The organism is Vibrio sp. AIC-3, from assembly GCF_013114515.1.
Taxonomy (GTDB): Bacteria; Pseudomonadota; Gammaproteobacteria; order Enterobacterales; family Vibrionaceae; genus Vibrio; species Vibrio crassostreae_C.
Map to the genome: position 1 here is coordinate 56244 of NZ_VTXG01000003.1, position 22690 is coordinate 78933.

Annotated in this window: 20 protein-coding genes; 3 read left to right on the top strand and 17 right to left on the bottom strand. The window is 41.3% G+C overall.

The features are described from left to right. Positions 1-8: 8 nt before the first annotated feature. From F0229_RS22030 to F0229_RS03520, 9 genes are all read right to left on the bottom strand, one after another. Entirely contained in the window at positions 9-1115 is a 1107-nt protein-coding gene (locus F0229_RS22030) for an EpsG family protein (RefSeq protein ID WP_367613534.1), read from the bottom strand. A gap of 6 nt (positions 1116-1121) precedes the next feature. Then, positions 1122-2030, bottom strand: coding sequence for a glycosyl transferase (locus tag F0229_RS03485; protein WP_171732241.1), 909 nt, complete (start codon positions 2028-2030; stop codon positions 1122-1124). Between the two features lie 16 nt (positions 2031-2046). Then, positions 2047-3201 carry a glycosyltransferase family 4 protein gene (locus F0229_RS03490; RefSeq protein ID WP_171732242.1) on the bottom strand — a complete coding sequence of 385 codons (1155 nt, stop codon included), beginning with the start codon at positions 3199-3201 and terminating at the stop codon, positions 2047-2049. Beyond that, positions 3198-4448 carry a lipopolysaccharide biosynthesis protein gene (locus F0229_RS03495; RefSeq protein WP_171732243.1) on the bottom strand — a complete coding sequence of 417 codons (1251 nt, stop codon included), beginning with the start codon at positions 4446-4448 and terminating at the stop codon, positions 3198-3200. The genes F0229_RS03490 and F0229_RS03495 overlap by 4 nt, the downstream gene beginning before the upstream one ends. A gap of 2 nt (positions 4449-4450) precedes the next feature. Further along, positions 4451-5248, bottom strand: a complete 798-nt coding sequence (locus F0229_RS03500; protein ID WP_171732244.1) for a hypothetical protein — start codon at positions 5246-5248, stop codon at positions 4451-4453. A 57-nt stretch (positions 5249-5305) separates the two neighbouring features. Then, positions 5306-6568 (bottom strand): UDP-N-acetyl-D-mannosamine dehydrogenase, encoded by a 1263-nt coding sequence (gene wecC, locus F0229_RS03505; protein ID WP_171732245.1) that lies wholly within the window; start codon positions 6566-6568, stop codon positions 5306-5308. A 17-nt stretch (positions 6569-6585) separates the two neighbouring features. After that, positions 6586-7710: a non-hydrolyzing UDP-N-acetylglucosamine 2-epimerase gene (gene wecB / locus F0229_RS03510; RefSeq protein ID WP_171732246.1), complete on the bottom strand. Its 1125-nt coding sequence runs from the start codon at positions 7708-7710 to the stop codon at positions 6586-6588. 384 nt (positions 7711-8094) lie between these two features. After that, positions 8095-8415, bottom strand: coding sequence for a hypothetical protein (locus F0229_RS03515; RefSeq protein WP_102398552.1), 321 nt, complete (start codon positions 8413-8415; stop codon positions 8095-8097). Between the two features lie 166 nt (positions 8416-8581). Further along, on the bottom strand, positions 8582-9661 hold the full coding sequence (locus F0229_RS03520) for a helix-turn-helix domain-containing protein (RefSeq protein ID WP_171732247.1): 1080 nt from the start codon (positions 9659-9661) through the stop codon (positions 8582-8584). A 286-nt stretch (positions 9662-9947) separates the two neighbouring features. Here F0229_RS03520 and F0229_RS03525 point away from each other — a divergent pair, with 286 nt between their 5' ends. The 3 genes from F0229_RS03525 (at position 9948) to F0229_RS03535 (ending at position 11756) form a co-directional block, all read left to right on the top strand. Further along, positions 9948-10421, top strand: a complete 474-nt coding sequence (locus F0229_RS03525; RefSeq protein ID WP_171732248.1) for a hypothetical protein — start codon at positions 9948-9950, stop codon at positions 10419-10421. Beyond that, entirely contained in the window at positions 10373-10978 is a 606-nt protein-coding gene (locus tag F0229_RS03530) for an N-acetylmuramoyl-L-alanine amidase (protein WP_171732249.1), read from the top strand. The genes F0229_RS03525 and F0229_RS03530 overlap by 49 nt, the downstream gene beginning before the upstream one ends. A 442-nt stretch (positions 10979-11420) precedes the next feature. Next, positions 11421-11756, top strand: a complete 336-nt coding sequence (locus tag F0229_RS03535) for a hypothetical protein (protein WP_004733275.1) — start codon at positions 11421-11423, stop codon at positions 11754-11756. Positions 11757-12175: 419 nt separating this feature from the next. Here F0229_RS03535 and F0229_RS03540 read toward each other — a convergent pair whose 3' ends face one another. The 8 genes from F0229_RS03540 to F0229_RS03575 form a co-directional block, all read right to left on the bottom strand. Beyond that, complete coding sequence (locus tag F0229_RS03540) at positions 12176-14347, bottom strand: polysaccharide biosynthesis tyrosine autokinase (protein ID WP_171732250.1); 2172 nt, start codon at positions 14345-14347, stop codon at positions 12176-12178. A 168-nt stretch (positions 14348-14515) separates the two neighbouring features. After that, the gene (locus F0229_RS03545) at positions 14516-14956 is read right to left on the bottom strand and encodes a low molecular weight protein-tyrosine-phosphatase (protein WP_017069276.1); all 441 of its coding nucleotides are present in this window, start codon (positions 14954-14956) and stop codon (positions 14516-14518) included. Positions 14957-15072: 116 nt separating this feature from the next. After that, positions 15073-16206, bottom strand: a complete 1134-nt coding sequence (locus tag F0229_RS03550) for a polysaccharide export protein (protein ID WP_136989470.1) — start codon at positions 16204-16206, stop codon at positions 15073-15075. Between the two features lie 469 nt (positions 16207-16675). Next, positions 16676-18793 (bottom strand): YjbH domain-containing protein, encoded by a 2118-nt coding sequence (locus F0229_RS03555; RefSeq protein WP_171732251.1) that lies wholly within the window; start codon positions 18791-18793, stop codon positions 16676-16678. Between the two features lie 132 nt (positions 18794-18925). Then, the gene (locus F0229_RS03560; RefSeq protein ID WP_171732252.1) at positions 18926-19837 is read right to left on the bottom strand and encodes a serine/threonine protein kinase; all 912 of its coding nucleotides are present in this window, start codon (positions 19835-19837) and stop codon (positions 18926-18928) included. A gap of 19 nt (positions 19838-19856) precedes the next feature. Beyond that, the gene (locus F0229_RS03565; protein ID WP_171732253.1) at positions 19857-20399 is read right to left on the bottom strand and encodes an outer membrane beta-barrel protein; all 543 of its coding nucleotides are present in this window, start codon (positions 20397-20399) and stop codon (positions 19857-19859) included. 553 nt (positions 20400-20952) lie between these two features. Next, positions 20953-21501 (bottom strand): sugar transferase, encoded by a 549-nt coding sequence (locus F0229_RS03570; RefSeq protein WP_171732321.1) that lies wholly within the window; start codon positions 21499-21501, stop codon positions 20953-20955. Between the two features lie 113 nt (positions 21502-21614). After that, on the bottom strand, positions 21615-22559 hold the full coding sequence (locus F0229_RS03575; protein WP_171732254.1) for an SDR family oxidoreductase: 945 nt from the start codon (positions 22557-22559) through the stop codon (positions 21615-21617). Positions 22560-22690 lie beyond the last annotated feature (131 nt).

Here is a 22690-nt window from a genome sequence, read left to right on the forward strand (position 1 = left end):
TTCCTCTCTCAAAGATCACGATGATATATGTAGTGGTAAGAGTTTCTGTAGTTATAGTCTTTTAGCTGATCAAAAATTCTACTATAAATATAGTTAGTATAAGGCACATACTTATACTCAGACAAAATCAAATTTATCGATAGCACTGAACAAACAATTAATACGTATATTTTCCTTGAAATTGAAAAAGAAACTCTAGTAGAAACGAATACTGCAAATGGAAGACCAAAATAATATGTAAACCTGAGAATATCAGGAATTCTCATTGAAAGAATCACGCAAAGAACATATAAGAAAAAATAGATAGTGTTTAAATTATCTGATGTAGATGACTCTCTCGAGATTGAAGAAAAATTCACCTTATCAGACTTATAATACACAATAAAAACGACTGAAAGATAAATTAATGTCGATATATTAAAAAAACGCCCTTCACCTTCTAGGTAATGACGAGCATAAAATGAGATAATTGGTACAAATTTCCCTAAAGAATCAACAACTGTATACAATATACTATCTGACAATGACATCAAGTATGATGTAATTATTAAAAATATTAGATATTTATTATTCAACCTTATCATACTTAAGAAATAGATAGGCAAAAAAAGTAGTATACTAGTATGTAAGAATGAACCTAACCATAAGCATAACGCAAAGCCAAGAAAACTTCTTCTGATTATAAATATGTTCGAAATAAGAAAGAATGGAATCGCAAGCATTTGTCGAAATGGATTGTCAATAAAGATGCCATAACCACTCAGCATTAAGAATATAGAGAATGTAAAAACAGGAGTTTTCGAGTATTTATTCGCATACCAAAAGCATACTGAGAAAACAAAAAACTTAACAAGTATCAACATCTCATGAAAATTAAACCCAAAAATCCTAAACGTAGAAAATACTAACTCTGTCCCTATCCCCCAATGCTGATAGCTATTAAACAAGCTTTCATCATTATATAAAAGTTCATATATTCTCCAGTCACTTCCGTTAAAATAAGTAGTACAGAAAAATATCATTAGAACAAAGAAAATCGCGTAATCAAACACATTTTTTCTTACAAAAGAAAATATTATTATCAACTGAGTTATAAACAAGTATGGGATAATCATGGCTACTCAACTAATCAAATATTTTATATATTCTTTATTTATATTATAGTAATCAAGTATATTTTCTAACTGTTCATCATTTTTATTCATTTCAACATTTATTTTTTCCAAAGCAATATCTTGACTTCTCTGTATTACAGTAAACCTAGATGAATAATCCCTATCATCAGAGACCTTATGTATTTCTATACCATTTCTAAATGCCATGATGTTCAACCAAACATCATCAGCATAAGGACACAATTTAGAAAACAAAGCTGAATCAGTAACATCCGAATGTAAGCTTTTGGGCGGAAATAATGTACCGGCACCGGATGTAAAAAAAAGCCCCTTATTATTATGAGATACTTCAAAGTCCCAATATTTATATGGCCGTAGTCTATCATCACATATTTTAGGACGATGTGCTCTTTGAGCTATAATTGCACTACTATTTTCCCTATATCCCGCGATCATTTGCTCGACAAAGTCGTGAGGATAAAGTATGTCATCATCAACGGTTATTAAAATATCATCCGGAAATACCGATAACGAAGGAACTATTTTTTTGTATGATCGAATGTTTTTACAAAATCTAATTTCTAACCCTCTAGACATTTGTCTCTTTAATAGAATGGGGATTGTACTTAGAGTAAACTCATCCTCATCGAGCCATAACACGATTTTGTTTGGTTTATTCGTTTGATAACCTAATGACTCAATAACCAAATGTACATCATGAATTCTCTTATCGTAAGTTGTCAAACTTACAATCAAGTCACTTGAAGTATAATTTTTATCAGTTATCAATGAGTCAACATTAGACATTGCATTTTGCAAAAATCTACTTTCCAAAGATATCAATTTAGAACTATTTTCAAATCCTAAGGAAATACTTCTCCACTTATTTTTAATTTTTTGAACTATTTTAATCACAATAAATACCAAACAACTATATTTTAAATTTACTAAAAGATAGAGAAACCGATGAACTATCAATTTTATTTATGACCTGTTCCCACTTTTCTGATACGCCTTCTATACAAAAAGATTCAGTTGAGTACTTGGCATTTCTTCGTATGCGCTTTAAGGTCTTTGCATCTTTTTGAAAATGCTTTATAACTAGTGTACTAAGAACTTCTAGATTCTTTCCTGTATAACCGTTAAATCCGCTTCGAATATAATCTACTTGTCCTCCTTTATTCAAACTAACAGCAGGGACAAAACAAGCCATCGCCTCTGTAAGAGCTAAACAGAAAGTTTCACTTCCTGTCAAACCAGCTATAGCAAGATCAGATTTGGACAACACATTAATTAGTTCTTTTTTACCAAGTAAACCATGTAATTTAATGCCTGGTTTAGGGTTACCATTACTATCAAAAATAAATTTATCACATTCTCCGTAGTCAGAGTTTTCAATATCATATAGCTTCGATGATCCGAAAATATTAATTATTGCCTCTGGGTATACCTTTTTGACCTCATAAAATAAATCGATCACTTCGGGAAGCCCTTTATTAAGTGACGGAAAACTTAAAAAGGATAGTACCGGGCTTTTATTTTTTCCATGACTTTCTAAATAATCTATTTCTGGAAAATCAATCAAATCCATAGGATTAAATACCCAATCTAAGTACTTTATTGATTTTAAATCCAATCTATTTCGATTATATCTGACGAAAGAACGTAAAAAATGATATCTACTAACAAAAATTATTTGATCTATTTTTTTATCATTAACATTTTGAACTATAGGATTAATATCGATCCAATTGTGAGCCCAGTATAATATTTTCTTTGATGGTAATCTAATTTTTGTAGATTCGAAAATATCTATTGCATGGCCAACAACAATTGTGGCATCATAACACTCTATTTGTAGCTGAGAGATAAAATCATCATGTGATTGCGTATTAAAAAACTTTAATTCACCTTCCAAGGACAGCATCCCATGCTCCAAATTCCCATACACCGATACATCATGCCCAAGTTTAGCTAAACCGCTTGAGACATAAAGTAAAGAGGAAAGTGTCCCAGAACCTCCTTTATCCTTTAGCATTTTTATGCTCTTGATTACTGGGTCAGTACAGTAAAAAGCAATTTTCATCTGCCAAACACCTCTTTTCTGATAAATAACGCTTTAAAAGTTATAACCATTACAGCCTGACATAATAGCGCCAAAGAGAATGCCATTATCTCATGACTTTTGACAAACAGCACACAAATAGATAAGTATATTAAATTAGAAAACACGAGAAACACAAAATCTTTTTTAACCATTCCTAAAGCCATAAATAGTGTATGCAGAACCACAAATGAACTGGCAACTATTTGCGCACTAATATAAACCATACTACTGTATATAAATGAATCGTTTAGACTCAGAAAACTGTTTAAATCAAAGTAAATTATTATTAACCCCAAAAAAAGGCATGTTGGCACCAAAGTAATGCTAGCAAAAAGACTATACTTTATGGAAATGTGATATGCCTCCTTAACTTTACCAGATTCAATCATGGAAGTTAGTAGAGGCAGTACAACTTGACCTATTGGACTAGCTACCAGTCCAATTAAAGCACTACATTTTTTTAAAATATCATATAGTCCGACATAAGTTGTGCCTAAAAAAGTTGTAATTATGATTTTATCTAAATGCGTCACTGGCAAATCAGCTATTACTTTCATATTTACCCAAAGAGAGTACCTTGTAAACCCTATGACTTTAGTATTATTAATAGACATCGTACGTAAAGTAAATCCAGAAACTCTACACGCAATATAAAATTGAACGCAGTTTGTTATAATCCCTATTAATAAAAATATAAAGAGTACACCTTCAGGAGAGAAGGAAAAATAAACTGCAATTAAGACTCCAACAAACCTTAATATACTAAATACCGAAATTAGTTTTGCGTGTAATGAAAACTTGTCATTTAGGCGAAAAACCCCAATAGAAAAGCTAGTCTGGCTAAAAAATATGTATAAGGCTGACATATAGTACAGTTCATTATCAAAGCTGATTTTAAGAAAATCAGCCATATGACCAGCCGTGATTAAGAAAAAAACAGCTCCTATTCCGGCAGATACACTATCTACTACTATACATTTACTAAGAAGTGCATATTTTTTATCTATATATTTATCTTGATACCAGTAGTTAATTAGCGCTTGCCATGTTTGAATATTAAATACTACGTTTACAACTTGTACTAAAGCTAATAAAGCTATATATACGCCATAGCCATCTAGCCCGAGAGAATTTATTAATAGAGGAGCTGAAAAAAAAGTTAAAGCAGCCCCAAGAAAACTGCTTGCAAGTAAGGGAGTCGATTTTCTTAGTATTCGTTTTAGCATTATCAATAAAGCTTACTGTTATAACTGTCTAATTCTGCCTGTTCACCGTGTTGAAAATAGTATGTTTTATCGCTGAAATTTATTGGCCTCTTTCTTCCATAACCAAAAGGTAGTATATCGAAAGTCATATTAAGTTTTATTAATGAGCTCACCACTCTATATATGAATTTTCGCACTTTCGATTTAGATTTATTCTCCAAAAAAATAAACTCAGGCAATATACTGAGAAACGAAGAGCTTGCAATAGCAAACTTCATCTCTGGTGAGATTTCATTATCTCTTTTATTGATTCCGTTGAGTCGCTTTAAAAAATCCCAGATTTGGTCTTTGTGCATAATCATAAAGGATTGTTGCATCGGCTGTGGTGTGCCTCTTCCACAACCAAACATAATTCCCTTATCCATCTTTTCAATTGCCTTCTCTACTATGCCATGACCATAAATAAGCGCATCTTGCTCTATATATACCCAATAATCAACGTCACATAGCAGCGCATATTGCATACCCAGTATATGTGCTCTAGTAACACCGCAAAACTTACCAACATGATTTGTGGAATGTCCTGCATTAATATCGAGACTAATAAACTCAAGCCTTTTGTCTGTTGGGAGGTTGGGGGGAATGGGAGAATTTGAGTCTACGACAAGGATTTTTTCAGGTGAGGTAAACGATGTTACAGCATTATACCATTTTTGAAAAAAATCTTTCTCTCTTATTTGACCGTCCCCAAAACATGTTTCACGATGGTCGTCGGCCTTATCACACCACCACCCTGTTGTAACTACATAAGATGCTTTCAATTTTATGTCTCGACTTTTATATATCTAGGTTAATAAGTGATTTTGGTGAAAATTAGACTACCAGATTCCTCTTGTATCGACTATGAATGCGTCATTCAGCCTAATTTTTTTAAACTGCATATGATCTACCAACATTACATGAATATCTGTTCTAGTTAATGACTCATCAAATGATACCAGTTCAACATTTTCGACATTAATAGATGTTATATTGGGTTCTATTGCTAATACCTTACCTGCATGTTTTTTTGCTATGTTTTTTGTAATATCAAGCGCAGGGCTTTCACGCAAATCGTCAATATCGGGCTTGAATGCTAAACCATAACAAGCAATCGTTACATCTTTTACAGTCTTCGTCGGGTTTGCATTGAGGAAATCAGTGACTGCTACTTTAACTTTATCAATTACCCATTCTGTTTTTTTATCATTCACATCACGCGCCGTTTTGATTAGTTTCGCCAGTTCAGGTGTTTTTGATACGATAAACCAAGGGTCAACGGCGATGCAGTGCCCACCAACTCCAGGTCCAGGCTGTAAAATGTTGATACGAGGGTGGCGATTAGCTAGTGCAATCAACTCCCACACATCGATATCCAACTCATCACAAATCATCGACAGCTCGTTAGCAAAAGCGATCTGCACGTCACGACAACTGTTTTCGGTTAGCTTTGCCATTTCTGCTGTACGTGCATTAGTTATTACACAATCACCCATAACGAACGTTTTATATAGTTCAACACTGCGCTCTGAACAGCGCTTACTCATACCACCAATCACACGGTCATTTTGTACAAGCTCTGTCACCACATGGCCAGGTAAAACTCTTTCAGGACAATGTGCCACATTAACATCTGCACTTTCACCATGAGTTTGTGGGAATGTTAAGTCTGAACGAGCTTCACTCAACCACTCTGCCATTTGCTCGGTAGCACCGACAGGTGATGTAGATTCTAATATCACTAAGTCGCCTTTTTTAAGTACTGGCGCAATGGCTTTTGAAGCAGCTTCGATATAACGCAGGTCAGGCTTGGGAACATCGCCATCATTTTCGATAGGAAGAAATGGTGTCGGTACCGCAATTAAAAAAGCATCGGCAGCCTCTGGAGTCGTAACTGCTTTTAAGTAACCTTGTTGCACAGCGGCGCTTACTAACATATCTAGATCAGGTTCTACGATATGAATCTCACCACGGTTGATGGTATCTACTGCATCCTGATTAACATCCACACCGATTACTTTCTTTTTACGTGATGCAAACATCGCTGCAGTCGGCAGTCCGATGTAACCTAAGCCGACAACTGAAATTGTTTCAAAAGACATTATTATTCCCTAAAGTTTTATTTTGCTAATTCGTTCAAGATTCTTTGGCAAGCTTTACCGTCACCGTATGGGTTGTGGGCAAAACTCATCGCTTGATAAGCGCTTTCATCCGTCAATAACTGATTTAAATTCTCAACGATCATATCAACATCAGTTCCTACTAACTTAACCGTGCCTGCTTCAACCGCTTCTGGTCGCTCGGTCGTATCGCGCATGACCAAGACCGGTTTACCTAGTGAAGGCGCTTCTTCTTGAATGCCACCCGAGTCGGTTAAAATGATGTGCGCGCGACTCATTAAGTAGATAAATGGCAGGTATTGTTGAGGCTCAATAAGATGAATGTTATCAATGTCAGCAAGAATGCGGTTCACAGGTTCACGTACATTTGGATTAAGGTGCATTGGGTACAAGATTTGCGTGTCCGGGTGCGCTTTAGCCGTGATAGCAAGTGACTCACAAATACGCTCAAAACCACCACCAAAACTTTCACGGCGATGGCCCGTCACTAGGATCAGCTTTTTGTTTTCATCCAAAAATGGGAACTGACCAGAAAGCGTCGCGTTCAAATTTTTATCAGAATCAATCTTGTCTTTTACCATCAACAAAGCATCAATAACGGTATTACCCGTTACGGAAATATCTTTCGGATTAAAGTTCTCTTTGAGCAGATTTTCTTGTGACGTTGGCGTTGGTGCAAAGTGATATTTGGTTAACGTGCCAGTTAGACGACGGTTACCTTCTTCTGGCCACGGAGAGTAAATGTTGCCCGTACGAAGGCCTGCTTCTACATGACCGACTGCGATTTGCTCATAATAAGCCGCTAGACTTGCAGCAAATGTTGTTGCAGTATCGCCATGGACTAAAACCACATCAGGTTTGAATTCTTCTAGTACTGGTTTAAGCTCTAACAAAATACGCGCGGTCACTTCGTTCAACGTTTGACCGGCTTTCATTAAATTCAAATCGTAGTCTGGCGTGATTTCAAATAGCTCTAATACTTGGTCAAGCATTTCACGGTGCTGAGCGGTAACACAGCACTTTGCTTCAAAGCGCTCATCGGCCGCTAGCGCATGAACAAGAGGTGCCATTTTGATGGCTTCTGGACGCGTGCCAAAAACCGTGAGGATTTTTTTCTTAGTCATTTTATGAAATTTCCAACCGACAGGTGAAATGAAAAGAGATAATTTTCATAACTTTTAGTCTCAGCATTAAAATTACACTGAGACACTTTTTATTCATTTTGAGACAGTCTATTTTTGACAATCCCTTGTAAAACCTAGATTTTGCTGAATTTTTAAAAACCGCCCCAATAGGCCGCCAAAGCAGCTTTCAACCTTTAGGCTTACCGCATAACTTGCTAGCCAGTCGCATTTGGGTACGCTACCGCCCTTAGGTTTGGCTCCTAAAGGCAATAGTGACAATTTGTTCGCTTTATGCGTTTTTCATACGGTTTTAATTTGCTGCGTATTCTAGCAAAGTAAGTGCATATAAACCAGTTTGAAGTTGACTCCGGCATGACAAACAACTCACCACGCATTCAGCCACCGGGAGCATTGTACGTCTTGCAGGTACTGAGTGCCTATGTGGTAGCGGTTTTCTTGTGCTGCGTCGCAGTAGCGCTTTTCTATATCAATGAAAATATTGCCGTTTCTGTACAGCGAGACGAAGCTTGGGTTGTTGTTTACCGCCAATAACGCTTTAATCTCGGTGCGTGTTAGCCCTTGTGGGTAATGGGTAACAAGCAGTTTCAAGAACTCGCCAATACGCCCTTCCACTCGCGCTATCTCTTTTTCTAAAATGGTGACTTTTTCTTCCGTTGTCAGTTTTTTTAGGCTGATATCGTCCATTTGCCCTCTCCCTAATTCTACTTTTGTTTCTTGACGTTTTTTGTCTGTATTCGCGCTTGGTCTGCCCTAGCCTTTTGGTTTCCTAAGCTTTTCGCTTCCTAAATTATTGGTTTTCAATAGCTTTTAGCTGTGTGAACAAGCGCTTCATCTGTGAAAAATTGAATGGTCACTTTTTAGAATCCGTGCAGGGCGATTTGGATTGAACTAGGGCCTTGATACGTGCTTCGAACGGATTGGTGGTGCTTTTGGCTTGGTAATCCGCTAGGGCCTGAGAGACGGGCGTGGGTTGTTTGTGAACCATGGTCTTGGCTGCCGGTTGGGTTTTAGCTTCCTTGGTCGATGTAGAAGCTGAAGCCCTTGCTGGTTTAGCCGCTTTTGTTTGCTTAGCCGCTCTAGCCTGCTTAAAGACTGGCGATGAGTCTCGCTTCGCTTTGGCTTGGGCGCTTCTTCTTAGCCAGCCATTCACAAAGTGACCAATGTGCTCAAAGGGTTTGCGCTTATCGGGGTTGATGTACAGCCAGGCTTGCATGGCATGCAGTTCTTGCAGCACATCTAACTTTGGGTAGGTTCGCTCTAAGATTTTGTAGAACTCATGATAAATCGGCGCGCTGCCCTCTTTGGTGAGCAGGTGAATCACGACTTCATTCTGTTGGCTTATTGGAGTAGTGGTGGCTTGAGGTGTCGATACCTCATGTTGTTCAGAACCGCTTGGGGGATCAAGAACATCGGTGTCATCCAAGAGGCCGTTTTTCAAGATCAACTCTGTTTTATGTTCTTTATGAAAGATTATGTGTGCCGGATGATCACTCTCCGTGGTGGATCTTGAGTCACCCAGGGGAGTGTCTGAATGGTCGGTTTTCTGCGCATGTTCTGTCTTCTGGGGGTATTCCGACGAAGCTGACGGTAAACCTGTTTGTTCTACATTCGTGTTCTCTTGATTCGCTTGGGCTAGATCGGTCTGCTGAATGTGGCTGTCGCTAGGAAGGCGCAGCTGATATATGTTGCTGCGCTGGCGTCCTGAATCATCAAAGCGCTTTATCCGCTTCACAAAACCTTGTTTTTCGAGCTCGTTAACGTGTCGTTTCACGGTTCTTACCGACACTTCACAATATTGCGCTAAGTAATTTAAGGATGGGAAACACACGCCGCGCGCGTCTGCGTTATCGGCTAATTTCAATAGCACTAACTTGCTTATTGGCGAGCCAGTTTTTAATGGGATGAAAGAAAGAATTAGAGAAACACACATGGTTAACGCTCCTTGTTAATTAGTCATTCGTATAGAAATCCATTGATATACAGAGCATTAACAACACTTTTTGGCGCTTTAGGGGCGAAAGGCCCATGAGATAAGTTGTAAGAAAAGATGTTTGGTTAATCGCCTCGGATAGATATGCAACATCAATCTTATTAAGCAATGGCTTTTCGAAGCACCTCTCACTTTTTTGCGTTCCTCTGTTTTCGTGTTATTCCCGCCAACCCCAATCAAGAATGTTGAAGTACATTGCCCTCCCCATGCAGCAATAAGGTGCTTAATGAAGGCGATAGTTTCTCTTTTTATTTCAGCGTATCAACCCGGTATGGCGAGCATCGAGTGCCGTGCTAACTCCCTCACTCAATCACGTCAGCCGTTATTTTTTAGTGATAGTGATGGGTTTGGCCAAGTACTGAGCTATGAAGTTAACGGTTATAAAGAAAGCCATTTAGAAGGTTGTTATTTTAATGAGGATGAATGCGGTGACGCCCCCAGCTATGACGATATTTGCTGGATGATCAGCCGAGCGCGGCGTGAAGTGCCACTGGGTTATTACGTGATGTATTTACGTTATGTCAGCCACCACTCTGGTTATGCAAAAACCGTAGAAGAAAGTTTGCGACAACACATCGCATTGCACCCTGATTTAAAAGAATCGCTATCAACGTCTTTAATCGCCTATTTACAACAACACGAGGATTTATTTTGTCAAACACTCCACCAGCAACTGATCGAGTTCCAAATCAGCCGTTAGAAGCGTCTGTTTTACAAGAGCGGGCTGACACCAAAGAACGAATTGATTCGGAAGAGCAGGCTAGCAAGATGGAGCTTATCCCTTCGTTAGAGCCTTGTTTACCTTCAGCATCCTATTCATTCAGCCTGGTTTCGGTTTTACTCCGCTTACCTCATTGCCCGCCATATTCCTTTATTACTGTGCATTGCAGCGCCACGCCGCCACAGCAAGATGTAGGCGTAGCCGAGATTCGCCAATGGCATAAAAAGAGAGGCTGGCGCGATGTGGGGTATCACTTTGTTATTCGTCGCAATGGGGATGTCGAACTTGGCAGGCCACTGTCGCAAACCGGTGCGCATGTGAAAGGACACAACAAGGGCAATATTGGGGTTTGTTTGGTCGGTGGCTGTAATGCCGAGCTGCAACCAGAAGATAACTTCACGCTTGCGCAGCGTAAGGCGCTGTTTGGATTGATGGCTGCACTGCAAGAGCAGTTCTTGATTTCAGATGAGAATGTTAAGGGGCATAAAGATTGGGGCGTGAATAAGGCGTGTCCTGTTTTGAAGATAAAAGCTTAAGAGCAGATGCGGGATTCGAAAGGGGAGGCTGGGAGGGGTTGGTTAGGCATTAGCTAGCAACCCCCTCTAACTCCCCCTTTTATTAACACCATCACTCACAATAGTCCGGTGTTCAAGGGGGAGGACCAAAAGCTAAGTCTTCGAATAATTTGAAGAGCAGTTGCGGGATTCGAGTAAGCGAGATGCGAAGAGACTAAAAGCGGATTCCAGATACTTCGTTCCTCGCCTCTAAAGCAACAGAATGGCGGAATGACGGAGTCGTGAGATTATTAACTTAATAAAAGTAGTCGTCATTCCCTACAGTGAGGGACGAACGTGATAGGGAATCTAATTCAACGGATAAATGGCGGAGCAGAGGTCTCGCTAAGGTTGTCGAACCGTAAGGTTATACAGTCAAAGGCTATACATGCGGTCAAAGCCAATCAATAAACCAAGGAGCAGTATGACATTGTTCGGAAGAATATTCGGGAGCCAGTCTTCGATTAGCAAGGGGTTAGATGCACTCACCAACACAGGAGATGCGATGTTTTTTACTGATGAAGAAAAAGCGAAGCACAAGCTGGCACTGCTTAAAGCGTATGAACCTTTTAAGTTGGTACAGCGCTACATTGTGTTGTTGTTCACCATTCCTTATGTGGCACTGCATGTAATGGTGATTCTGGGCTGCATGCACGGCTACGATTGGAAGCCATTAGGGGAAATGACCAATGAAGCGTTTGGTTATCCGGTGTTAGCGGCAATTGGATTGTATTTAACGGGTGGCGTGGTGAAGAAGTAGAAAAGCAGATTCGAGTAGCGGGTAAACGAGATGCGGAGAGATTAAGAGCGAGGAGAAGAAGATGGTTGTTGTGCTTTTAGCTCCTCCCCTTTATCACGACTATTACTTGGCAGAAAATATCAATATAAGGGGAGGCTGGGAGGGGTTGATTAGGCATCGCTAGCAACCCCCTCTAACTCCCCCTTCTATTAACACCATCACTCACAATAGTCCGGTGTTCAAGGGGGAGAACCAAAAGCTAAGTCTTCGAATAATTTGAAGATTGGATAAAGAATAGATACGGGTGGCGGGTAGACGGGATTCGAAGAGCTAAAAGAGCAGATTCGAGCAGCGGGTAAACGAGTAACAAGAGATGAAGAACGGATTCGAGTGGCGCTTTTCGTATCTCGCCACTCGCATCTCGTTACTGCTCTTTAACTTTATTTCTTGTCGCTCGAATACGCATAGTTGTAATAACCGTAGCCGTAAGAGCTTGATGCTTTCTTCTCGATGGCGTTGAAGATAACGCCTTTCACTTCGATACCTGATTGTTCGAAACGGTTACGAGCCACTTCTATCTCTTTAATGGTGTTTTGACCGTAACGCGCCACCATTAATGTGGTGCCAGCGAAGGCGCCGACAATGCTTGGGTCGGTTACCGCCAGTACAGGTGGGGTATCGACAATCACCAAATCATACTCTTTTGATGCCCATTCCATTAGTTCTGCAAAGCGTGGGTGCATCAGCAGCTCTGATGGGTTCGGTGGCACTTGGCCGCGAGTAATAATATCTAGGTTCTCTACCGGTGTGGTTTTCACTGATTGAGCGAACTCTTGCTTGCCGCTCAGCACATCAGAAAGGCCGTTGTCCCATTTCACACCAAAGCTTTGTTGTAGGTAACCTTTACGCATATCGGCATCAATCAACAATACTTTCTGACCTGTTTTTGCGGCTACTGCGGCAAAGTTAGTCGAGATGAATGATTTACCAATGCCTGGCGCAGGGCCAGAGATCATCAAGATGTTATTTTTCGCTTCTAGCATTGCGAAGTGCAAGCTGGTACGAAGGCCACGCAGCGCTTCAATCGAAAGATCGGCAGGGTTCGATTCAGCAAGTAGTGCTTGAGTCCCCTTGGTCTGCTGTTTCTTCGATTTAAAGCGGTTGGTTAGTTCAATCTGTAAATCAGATTTTGGTACCGCTGCGTAAACAGGCAGGCCGATTTGTTCAATTTGGTCTGGGCTTTCCACACCACGGTGGAACGCTGCTTTTACTAACACAAACGCGACACTTAGCATGCCACCCAATAGCGTTGCTAACACAACAATCAGCGGCTTCTTAGGTTTAACGGCGCGAGCATAAGCTTGAGCGTCATCTAAGATACGAACGTTACCGACCGTACCGGCTTTAATAATGCTTAGCTCTTGAACCTTGTTTAGTAACTGGATGTAGATCTGTTGGTTTACTTCAACATCACGTGTCATACGCAGTACTTCACGTTGTGTTTTCGGCAGCTTTTGCACTTGCTTGTTTAAGCGCTCTTTCTCACCCATCAGCGTTTTACGCTTATCAAGCAGAGCTTTATATGCCGGGTGATCTTTAGTGAAACGTTGGCTGATTTCACTCTCTTTAAACGTCAGTTCATTCAATTGCGCTTCAAGCTCTACCATTACCTTCAGGGTTGATTGTGCTTCTAAGCCCAAGTCGATCGATTCGTTCTTTTGGCGGTAATTATTTAGTACGTCTTCATAACCAGTTAGCTCAGATTTAATGCCCGGAAGGTGGCTTTCTAAGAACTGTAGGCTCTTCTCTGCTTCTGCTGAATTGCGCTTCACGTTTTGTAAGAAGTAGATCTGGCTAATGTGATTGAGGATTTCAGAAATCTGTTGCTTGTTTTCACCTTCAAAGCTTAGCTTCAGAATACCGGTTTGCTTACCTTGCTCAGACAAAGACAAAGAAGCTTTCAACCATTCGATCGCTTCTAGTCGGCTACGTTGACTAATAGAGAATTCAAAATCGTTATGTGATTCAAAACCTGCCACAAACAAGCTGTAGTCGTCTGCTGTTGCTAGCTCACCCACTTTGCCTTTTAGGATAACGCGCTCATCGTCGCGAACTAATTGGTAAGTGCCCTGCTCGGCATCTAGGATCTGGATCGTGTGCCCGTAGTCGCTCGCATAGCTTGGCATGTTGAAACGGCTAACCGCAATGTGGTTGATGTCGCCAGTTAAGCGTGCAAAGCCTTTGCCGACGATTGGCGCATAGTTAGGTGAGGTCACAGTCGTTAAGTTAAACTTATCAACCGTTTCACCCAAAATCATACGAGATTTGATGATCTCGACTTCGGTTGTAGCTGAAGATTCTTGAGAGAACAATTCACCCATATCACCAACCATAGAAGAGATGCCACCAGAGCTTTTCTCTTCAATTTGGATCAGGGCATCCGCTTTGTATATCGGCGTCGAAAGCAAAGCAAACGCAATACCAAACACAGCAAAAACGAATGTGGTGAGCATGATTAGCCATTTAGCATCTAATAAGATGCCAAGCAGTTTTCCTAAATCTATCTCATCAGAGTTATCTGTATGCGATTGCTGAGAGGGTTGTGTTGTCATTTGTTTGCTACTTCCTAAAGTATTGCTATTTAAGAGACTATATACGCTCCGCGTACTTCTCTTTTATATTATTCCGTTGGTGGCTTTGCCATGCCTACATTTAGAGCATGACATTTAAAAAGCTGTCTATTTAAAACCTACTGCATCTAAAATCTATTGCATTTAAACCTACAGTTTTTTTGCCCAAGCTTGCGCCGCTTCGTCAATCAGCTTATAAGCGTGTTCAAACGCCTCACGACTTTGACGATAAGGGTCAGGAATGTCTTTCTGGCCAATCCACTGACCAAACAGCATCGTTTTTCCGCGAGCCTCCGGCGATATTTGAGTAAGCGCTTCTAAATGGCCCTTCTCCATCACCAAGATCAAGTCATACTGAGCACAAAGCTGTGGCGTAACTTGCTGAGACTGATGGTTTTCAACATCAACCCCATTTTCAGCGGCGATTAAAATGGCAGTGTCGTCTGCAGGCTTACCAATTAAACGGCTTTTCTCAGCAGCGATACCGGCAGAGGCCACTTCTTTGTTGGGCAGCAAGTTTTGTAAAACTCGCTCTCCAGTCGGGGAACGACAAATGTTGCCCACGCATACGACTAAAATTTTATTAAACATAATGGTCTCTAATTGTATTGGGCTTATAAGCTGGGTTTACTTTTAGATGTAAAAATCAGGTTACACGCACAATGCAACCTGATGATTAATTAGGGTTTATTACAAACCAGGGCTTATTACCAATTACGAACGCGCAACATACCTTCGGTTAGGTCGTTGAAGCCTGAAATGGTTGGTACAAGCTGACCGATTACACGGTTCCAGCGGCTGATTGGCGCTGCCGTTACGTAAACAATATCATAAGGCTTTAAATCAAACTCGGTGCCAATCACTAAAGCTGATGCATCTTCCATATTGAGTTGGTAGATGTCTGCCATGCGTTCTGATTTATCATCAGAAGTTCGGATCACAAACACACCCGTTGCATCTGCCGTCAGCTGGTTAATACCACCTACGTTGCTGAGTGCTTCGGTTAGGCTCATCCCAACGCGATCAATCTTAAGTAGTTGAGGATCGTTCACTTCACCCATCACGAACACTTTCTGGTTGTCATTACGCGGTACGTGAACAATATCACCGGCTTGAAGTAAGCGGTTTTGAGTTAAGTCACCACGTTGCATCAAACCATAAAGCGAGATGTTTTCTTCCACGCCATTACGGGTTAATGAAACATTGCGCCAATCTGCATCTTCAGACAAACCACCAGAGCGGTTCACTGCATCGAGTAAAGTTAATGGAATATTAGTAATCGGCTGTTGGCCAGGTTTTGAAACCTCACCCGTAATGTAGGTTTTCTTAGAACGGAAAGCCGCTACGTTTACATCAACTTGAGGGCTTTCGATGTATTTAGCCAAACGTTCCGCTATATCAGAACGAATTTCACGAACCGTTTTTCCTGCAACTTCTACTGTACCAATGTACGGGTAGAAGATGGTGCCGTCTGCATGGACCCAGTTACCCGCTTCGGTACTACTACGGTAAGAGCCCGCTGGAATGGTCAGTTCAGGGTGATCCCAGATCGTAATATTTAAGATATCGCCCACACCGACTTTGTATTCATACTTTGCGATGTCTACGTCGAGTTCAGGGTTGGCTTGTGACACCGACAATGTACCCGTTTGGTAAGTCGATACTGATTGAGCTGTCAGTGGGTAAAGGTTAACCACATCAGAGATATCAGATTCTTGCTGTTCCTCTGAAGGCTGAATCACATTCTTGTTGCCAGTAGAAAGGTGAGTTCCTGGAGTAGTACACCCTGCAAGCAATACAGGAAGGAGCGCTAAAAGGAGACGATTTTTATTAATCTTCATGTTAACCAAGTCATAGAAACGGAATGTGTCGTGATATCCCAAAGGACACCCAAAGAAGTTAGAACAAACAATTTTATCAGCTACGCAGTATTTAATAGAGTTAAGGAGGGCTATTACTGTGATATCGCTCCCACTTAATATCAAAGATAGGAACGCTACCGCCCTTTGATATTCCGCGACATCACACTGCGTAGTTAATCTGCCCCTATCAATATGGAATTTGAATAGGCGTATTTTGTCTAAGGCGTAGCAAAAAAGTGCGCTTGCATACGGTTAGTTTAATCCGTAAGCATTATCCACAAATTGTGGTTATTATCAACCTAGTTGAATGGTTTAGGAGCAGATACGGGATGCGAGTGAACGAGTGGCGAAGAGCTAAAGAGCAAGAGCAAGAACAAGAACAAGAACAAGAGCAAAAAAAGAGCCAACACATGAGGTGTTGGCTCTTTATTTTAGATGTTACGCTGAATTATTTTACTGCTTCTAAGTATTTTAGGTAAGCATTGCGTAAGCGCTGTCGGTTTTCATGGTAGTAGCTTACACCGATGCGGTTACGGTTGAAGTACTGCCTTTCAATATTGTGTTGTAAGCCAGTATCAACACCTAAACCTGTGCCTAAATTGTTGTGAGTTTCACCAACGCGAGTTTGAAGTGCATATACAAACTGGTCGATACCACGTAATTGAACGTAGTTAGGGCTCATATCTCGCCATAGTGTCAGCGGGATTGCGATAGAAAGTGTCACAAAATCTTCGGCTTCACTGCTTCCTACTGCTTTTGTGGTTTGGTATGACGCATCAACTCTTACGTCACCTAACCAATGACTGGTGGTCACGCGTACCCCTTCATCGCCTTTCCAGAATTGACCGGCTTGCACTTTACCTTGCCAGTTCCAGTCCGGTCTTGAGTAGGTGTAGTGGCCAATCATAGGGGTCGCATCTAAGATGGCTTTCCCTCTTGAGTCGTACTTATCTTGAGCAGAAAAGTTGGCGAATTCGGAACCCAGAATATGTCGGCCGCTATTGCTCGCATACTGTGTTTCATTCAAAAAGCCCAGGAAGTTTCCGTAAACTTGCCCAAATGAGAATTGAGTGGTGAGATTGTAAGGCAGCTGGAATGCTTGATGGAAAAGAACCCTATCCACTTCATTCTCAAACGCGTCGTCACCCCAAATTTCACCCTCTTCAAAGTCATCACTCTCTGCCAGTGGCATTACGTGTCGAACATCCAACGCAGCACCTTTCCACAAAGGTGTGTAAAGGTTAGTAGCCAGCGCTAAAGAGTAATCAAATACACCGTATTCTGTCGCCGTGTTGTGATACAAAGCAGGAGACACAATCACCTGTGTGCGGCCGAAACCAGAACGAGTAACCTCTTCACCAAAATTCGCTTTGGCGTAGCTCTTTTTAACATCAGAGGTACGAACAAGAAGTGTTTTGCAAGGCTCACCTGTTTTTACAAACTCACGGTAACATGGTGCGCTCGTGATCACTTCCATCATCGGCATATCGTTAACCAAGTTAAACAAACGAATGTTTTGCTGTTGGTAATTCTTAACGCCAAGGTCTTGAAGCATGCCCTCTCCCACGTAAGAAGAGATGATACCTAAAGCCACACCAACACCATCCACTTGGTTACGATTATAACGGCGGTTTTCTAACGCGACGTTTAAACCAATATCGTCCGCAGAGATTCTCACATTAAGAAAACCTTCATCGACCAAGGCTTTTTTAAGCTGAACCAGACCGGCGAATTTATGATGCGCCTGTTCTACTGCGATCTTATCTTCTAGGGTTAACTCATTAACTCGGCGAGACTCGGAAAAGCCCATTAAAGGGGTTGATGCTGCTACCGACCAAATATCTATATCGGCATTACCACTGGTGTAAAACTGGTATTGAAAAGATAACTGCGTATCCAGTGGTAAATAATGTTCTGGTGTAAACACCTTAAGGCCAGCATTAAATTGGTGAGAATCATGCTCTGCAATAAGCTGAACAAAGTCCAGAGGCTGATACTCTAAGCTAGCGAATGGCCCGTTTAAAACGCCATGGCTGACTTCTGACTTGCCGTAACCCGCACTAAACCTTGCTGGTACAAAATCAGGCTCAAAATCAGCAACAGCATAGAAGGTTTCGAAGTTGCTGGCAGCACCACCTAAATCTTGAACACCTACTGCCAGATCAAACCCAGTCCAATCTTTAACGAACGGGAGCTGGTACTTAAACGATGCAGACAGGTCACGAATGCCGTTCCCACAGTCTGGGTTATAGTTCGGTACATTAGGATAAAGATGGCAATCGTAGGTTTTGGTAACAATTCGCCCTGCCGCTTCAAATCCTTCAAACAGACCAACACTAAACAAAATATTGTCTAGCTCGCTGGTTTTTCCTTTGTACGGTACACCTTGACCATAGAGGTAAGAGATATCGCCCGTATCCATCACTTGAGCATTGGGCACGATGATCGCACCAGTGTAGCTTTGAGACGACATTAAGTTATCGACAGCGTAGGCATTAGGAGCAATAACTAATGCACTGACGGATGCAATGAGCGCTGCGTTTCTAGAGTGGCTGAGTATTTTCATTGGTATGCAATAGGTTATAACAGTATTCGCAAGTGGCTATGTTTAATAGCGACTATGTTTGATTGTAACTATGTTAATAGTAACAGCAGTAAAAAAGGCACCGATTGGTGCCTTTTATTATCAATCTTTAAATTAGCCGCCAGTACCACCGCCGTTACCGCCACCACCAGTACCACCAGTACCACCAGTACCACCAGTACCGCCAGTTGGTGGCTTAGTGCCTTCATCTGGGTCAGGCACAGGTTCAGATGGTTTTTCTGCTGAAGGTGGAATTGTCACAGGGGCACTTGGGTCAGCCACGACATCTTTAATAAAGTCAGGGTCTGTAGTTAGATCCAAGTAGATGTCATCGCCGCCCGGAGCTGTAGGGTAGTCAGGGTAGCTAGTGATAACTTCTTCTGTAATTGCGACCGCTGCGTCAGATATCTCAGTTACTGATGCGCCAGGACTTACTACAAGTACGTCGGATAGTACCGCTGCTGTTGCTGACACTAGGCTAGCTTCAGATGCAGGAAGGTCTGCAATAACTTCGTCGGTACGACGCAAGAAATCTGCCACACTGCTAATGCTACCATTGTTCAACAAGTCACCAAGGCCAAGAGCCGTTAGAACTTGAATACCCGTTGCTTCGCTATAAGGTGCGCCATCTAGCTCTTTCTCAATCAAAGTTGAGATTGGAGAAGATGTCACAAGATCATCGTAGTTCGCTAAGCCTTTAGGGAACTTGTAGCTTACCTTGCTCATGTCTTTGCCGTTAGACACATCAACCGCACCAGCCGTTGCATTGTAAGCAAACGAACAAGTTTCAGGGTAGTTAAGAACCGTAAGCTCTGTGACTTCAGAAACACCATGGAAGTTTGTTTCTTCTAGAGAACCCTTTGTGCCATCATCACAGCTGAATGTACCTTTCATACCCATTACTGCAGGGTCGAATGCCATAATATTACGGTACGCTTGCTCAGGCGGCACGCTGTTGTTGTTGTCACTGCCACAACCACCAAGGATTGCACCAACGACTGATAACGCTAAAATTTTATATTTCACAATTTATCCCTACAAATGATTAAAAGCTATGAGACAAGGCAACATTAAACGAGTCGATATCGACACCACCAATATCTTGATATAGCTGGTATTCAATACCAACCTTCATCGCTGATGTAATCGAGTATTCAGTACCAAAAGCAATCGTTGGAGTCACACCAGAATCGTCAGACTCAACACCTGGACCGTTTGCATTCCAGTCATAAATGGCGATGCCACCTTTTGCGTATAGCGCTAAGCTGTCCGTTACATTTCCAGAGGCTTTAAGAACCACATCAAAGCTGCTTGCTTCGTAGCTGCCACCTGCAATGTCTTTAAGATCATACTCGCCAAGGTAGTTATAACCACCTTCGATGGCCAGTGTATCTACGATATGATAACCAACAAACAGACCGTAAGATGTGTCTGAGTCATCAATAGCCGTGCGGCTCTCAACTAATGGTGCAAAGTTATCGGCCGTTACATTACCGACTTTAGCGCCCACGTATAAATTTTCAGCTCCAACAGCTGTTGCTGATAGCAACAACAAAGGAGAAACCCTAGCTAACCACTGCATTTTCATATAATTATATCTTCCATATTTCAAACTGAACTGAGGCTGATTTTCCTAGCAAATCTAAGCGATAGTCTAATCAGTTTTTGTATGAAAGCCTAAAAATCAGACACTCATACACGCCATTCCGTACCAAAGCTACTGACACAATTGAACAATATTGCATGCTGGAGCTAGAAGCTACAAACAGCTCAATACTGTACTTTTGAATTTCGCCAGATTTATCAATGTTGTTTAACAAGCACAAAGAACTTGAGAGTAGCTTGCTTAAACTATTACAAGCGAGCAGTTAGCATAATCTTTTCGTATGACACTACAAAAATGGTACTCACAAGGAATCAACACAAAAAGATTACTGCGTTGCTTTCAATATCCAACTAAGACCACCTAATCAATGATAGATAGCCTGAAAAGGAATTACTCTGATTAAACAACTAATTGAACAACATGATAGGTAATAACCGCTATCAAGTAAATGTATAATTAGTAAACGCACCACAACGATTCAAAAAAAACGTCAGAGTTGCGTCAGAGAGAGGTGAAAGATAAGAAAGAAGGCAAATTAAACGCGGTCGCCCGAACCTTTACCTAATACTGTTTGAATGATGTATTGGAAGTACAATTTAGTATTCAACGTGTTAATCATGCGTTGATCCCACTCGGCTAGTTTCTTAGGCGTAGACATATCAATGTCGTTAATCTGCGCCAAACCAGTAACACCAGGCCTAACAGCAAGGACACCTCTTGATTCTCTCTCATCGATGAGTTCCTGTTGGTTAAACAGACATGGTCTTGGACCAACTAAACTCATTTCACCTTTAAGTACGTTGTATAACTGAGGCAGTTCATCAAGCTTGGTTTTACGCAGGAATCCACCGAGCTTAGTCACTGAACTCGCTCCAACTAAATGGGTCGCAACAGATTTGGTTTCGACAGGCATGGTTCTGAATTTGACCAAGGTAAATGGTTTTTTGTTGCGCCCTACTCGGGTTTGAAAAAAGACAGGCGACCCCGTGTCAAAGTAACCAAGGATACAAATAATGAGAAATGCTGGCCAAAGGAACAGCAAACCAAAGAAAGCAAAAACAAAATCGAACAAACGAATCAAAATATGTGTCCTATCAAATTCGGATTGAAAACGTGGGGGCACTATAAGCACCACTAATCAATAAAGGATACCTGAAAAATTTATGGACAAGAAAGCCATAAACTACCTAAAACGCATCAATGCGACTTCAAGTAAGCTTCTACGGTTCTTTTGATCCCTTGTTCAAAACTTACAGGGGGGTTCCATCCCAATATCTCTTTCGTCAAACCTATATCCACTTGGAGGTTGCCGCATATTCTTTGCGCTATGTGCTGTCTATTTAAAACTGACGATCCAGCTTGTATCCAAGACATTGGGATTGGAATTAATCGCGGTGATTTCCCCATAGCATGAGCGATGGTTTGCATCAATTGAGTTGTCGATACATCATGATTATCAGAAGCTAAGAACGTATGTCCGGGAGCTGAGGGGTGTTGACAACACGTCAGTATCAAGCTGCAGAGATTCTCTAGATAAACCAAACTTCTTTGGTTTTTTATAGCACCAAACGGTAATGGAATACCTTTATCAATCATACGCATCATAGATAAGAAGTTGGCTTTAACTCCCGGTCCATAAACTAAAGGCGGCCTAATGATAACCACTTCTAAACCAGTCTCTTTTGACAGCTGATTCAACTCGACTTCGGCTTCATACTTACTCAAGCCGTAAGGGTCTTGAGGGATATTACTTAGGTCAGGCTGAAATGGTGAGCCCGGCTCAGTAAATTCGCCATTAACTTTAATAGAGCTGACGAATACAAACCTTTTAACCCCGGCTTCAACGGCTTGCTTTGCAAGGTTCAACGTCCCAAGAGTGTTTATCTCTCGGTACGCAGCTTGGGCATCTAGCTCACTCTCATTCATTTGATGCACTCGAGCAGCGCAATGAACCACACAATCGACACCTTCGAATGCACCAGACCAATCGGTAGAACCGTCAATGGAAGGGATAACCAAGCTATTAGTTAGTGGCTCTATTTGCTTACGCACAACCGAAGTGACATTCCAGTCACGCTCTCTAGCCAACTCAACAACTCGAGAACCGACAAAGCCAGTGCTACCAGTAACCAAAATTTTCATAATGCAGAAGCCTAAAATCGAACAAATAACAAACAGAATTAACAGTAAAACTACTGGGGGACACATAACAATCAATTACAGGTAGCTTACCGCACTCAACGACATTAAAATACAATCTAAAAACTATAACT

Coding starts and splice junctions, on each gene's coding strand:
- F0229_RS22030 (WP_367613534.1), bottom strand. CDS start 1,115: ATGATTATCCCATACTTGTTTATAACTCAGTTGATAATAATATTTTCT.
- F0229_RS03490 (WP_171732242.1), bottom strand. CDS start 3,201: ATGAAAATTGCTTTTTACTGTACTGACCCAGTAATCAAGAGCATAAAA.
- F0229_RS03495 (WP_171732243.1), bottom strand. CDS start 4,448: ATGCTAAAACGAATACTAAGAAAATCGACTCCCTTACTTGCAAGCAGT.
- wecC (WP_171732245.1), bottom strand. CDS start 6,568: ATGTCTTTTGAAACAATTTCAGTTGTCGGCTTAGGTTACATCGGACTG.
- wecB (WP_171732246.1), bottom strand. CDS start 7,710: ATGACTAAGAAAAAAATCCTCACGGTTTTTGGCACGCGTCCAGAAGCC.
- F0229_RS03515 (WP_102398552.1), bottom strand. CDS start 8,415: ATGGACGATATCAGCCTAAAAAAACTGACAACGGAAGAAAAAGTCACC.
- F0229_RS03520 (WP_171732247.1), bottom strand. CDS start 9,661: ATGTGTGTTTCTCTAATTCTTTCTTTCATCCCATTAAAAACTGGCTCG.
- F0229_RS03525 (WP_171732248.1), top strand. CDS start 9,948: ATGAAGGCGATAGTTTCTCTTTTTATTTCAGCGTATCAACCCGGTATG.
- F0229_RS03535 (WP_004733275.1), top strand. CDS start 11,421: ATGACATTGTTCGGAAGAATATTCGGGAGCCAGTCTTCGATTAGCAAG.
- F0229_RS03540 (WP_171732250.1), bottom strand. CDS start 14,347: ATGACAACACAACCCTCTCAGCAATCGCATACAGATAACTCTGATGAG.
- F0229_RS03545 (WP_017069276.1), bottom strand. CDS start 14,956: ATGTTTAATAAAATTTTAGTCGTATGCGTGGGCAACATTTGTCGTTCC.
- F0229_RS03550 (WP_136989470.1), bottom strand. CDS start 16,206: ATGAAGATTAATAAAAATCGTCTCCTTTTAGCGCTCCTTCCTGTATTG.
- F0229_RS03555 (WP_171732251.1), bottom strand. CDS start 18,793: ATGAAAATACTCAGCCACTCTAGAAACGCAGCGCTCATTGCATCCGTC.
- F0229_RS03565 (WP_171732253.1), bottom strand. CDS start 20,399: ATGAAAATGCAGTGGTTAGCTAGGGTTTCTCCTTTGTTGTTGCTATCA.
- F0229_RS03575 (WP_171732254.1), bottom strand. CDS start 22,559: ATGAAAATTTTGGTTACTGGTAGCACTGGCTTTGTCGGTTCTCGAGTT.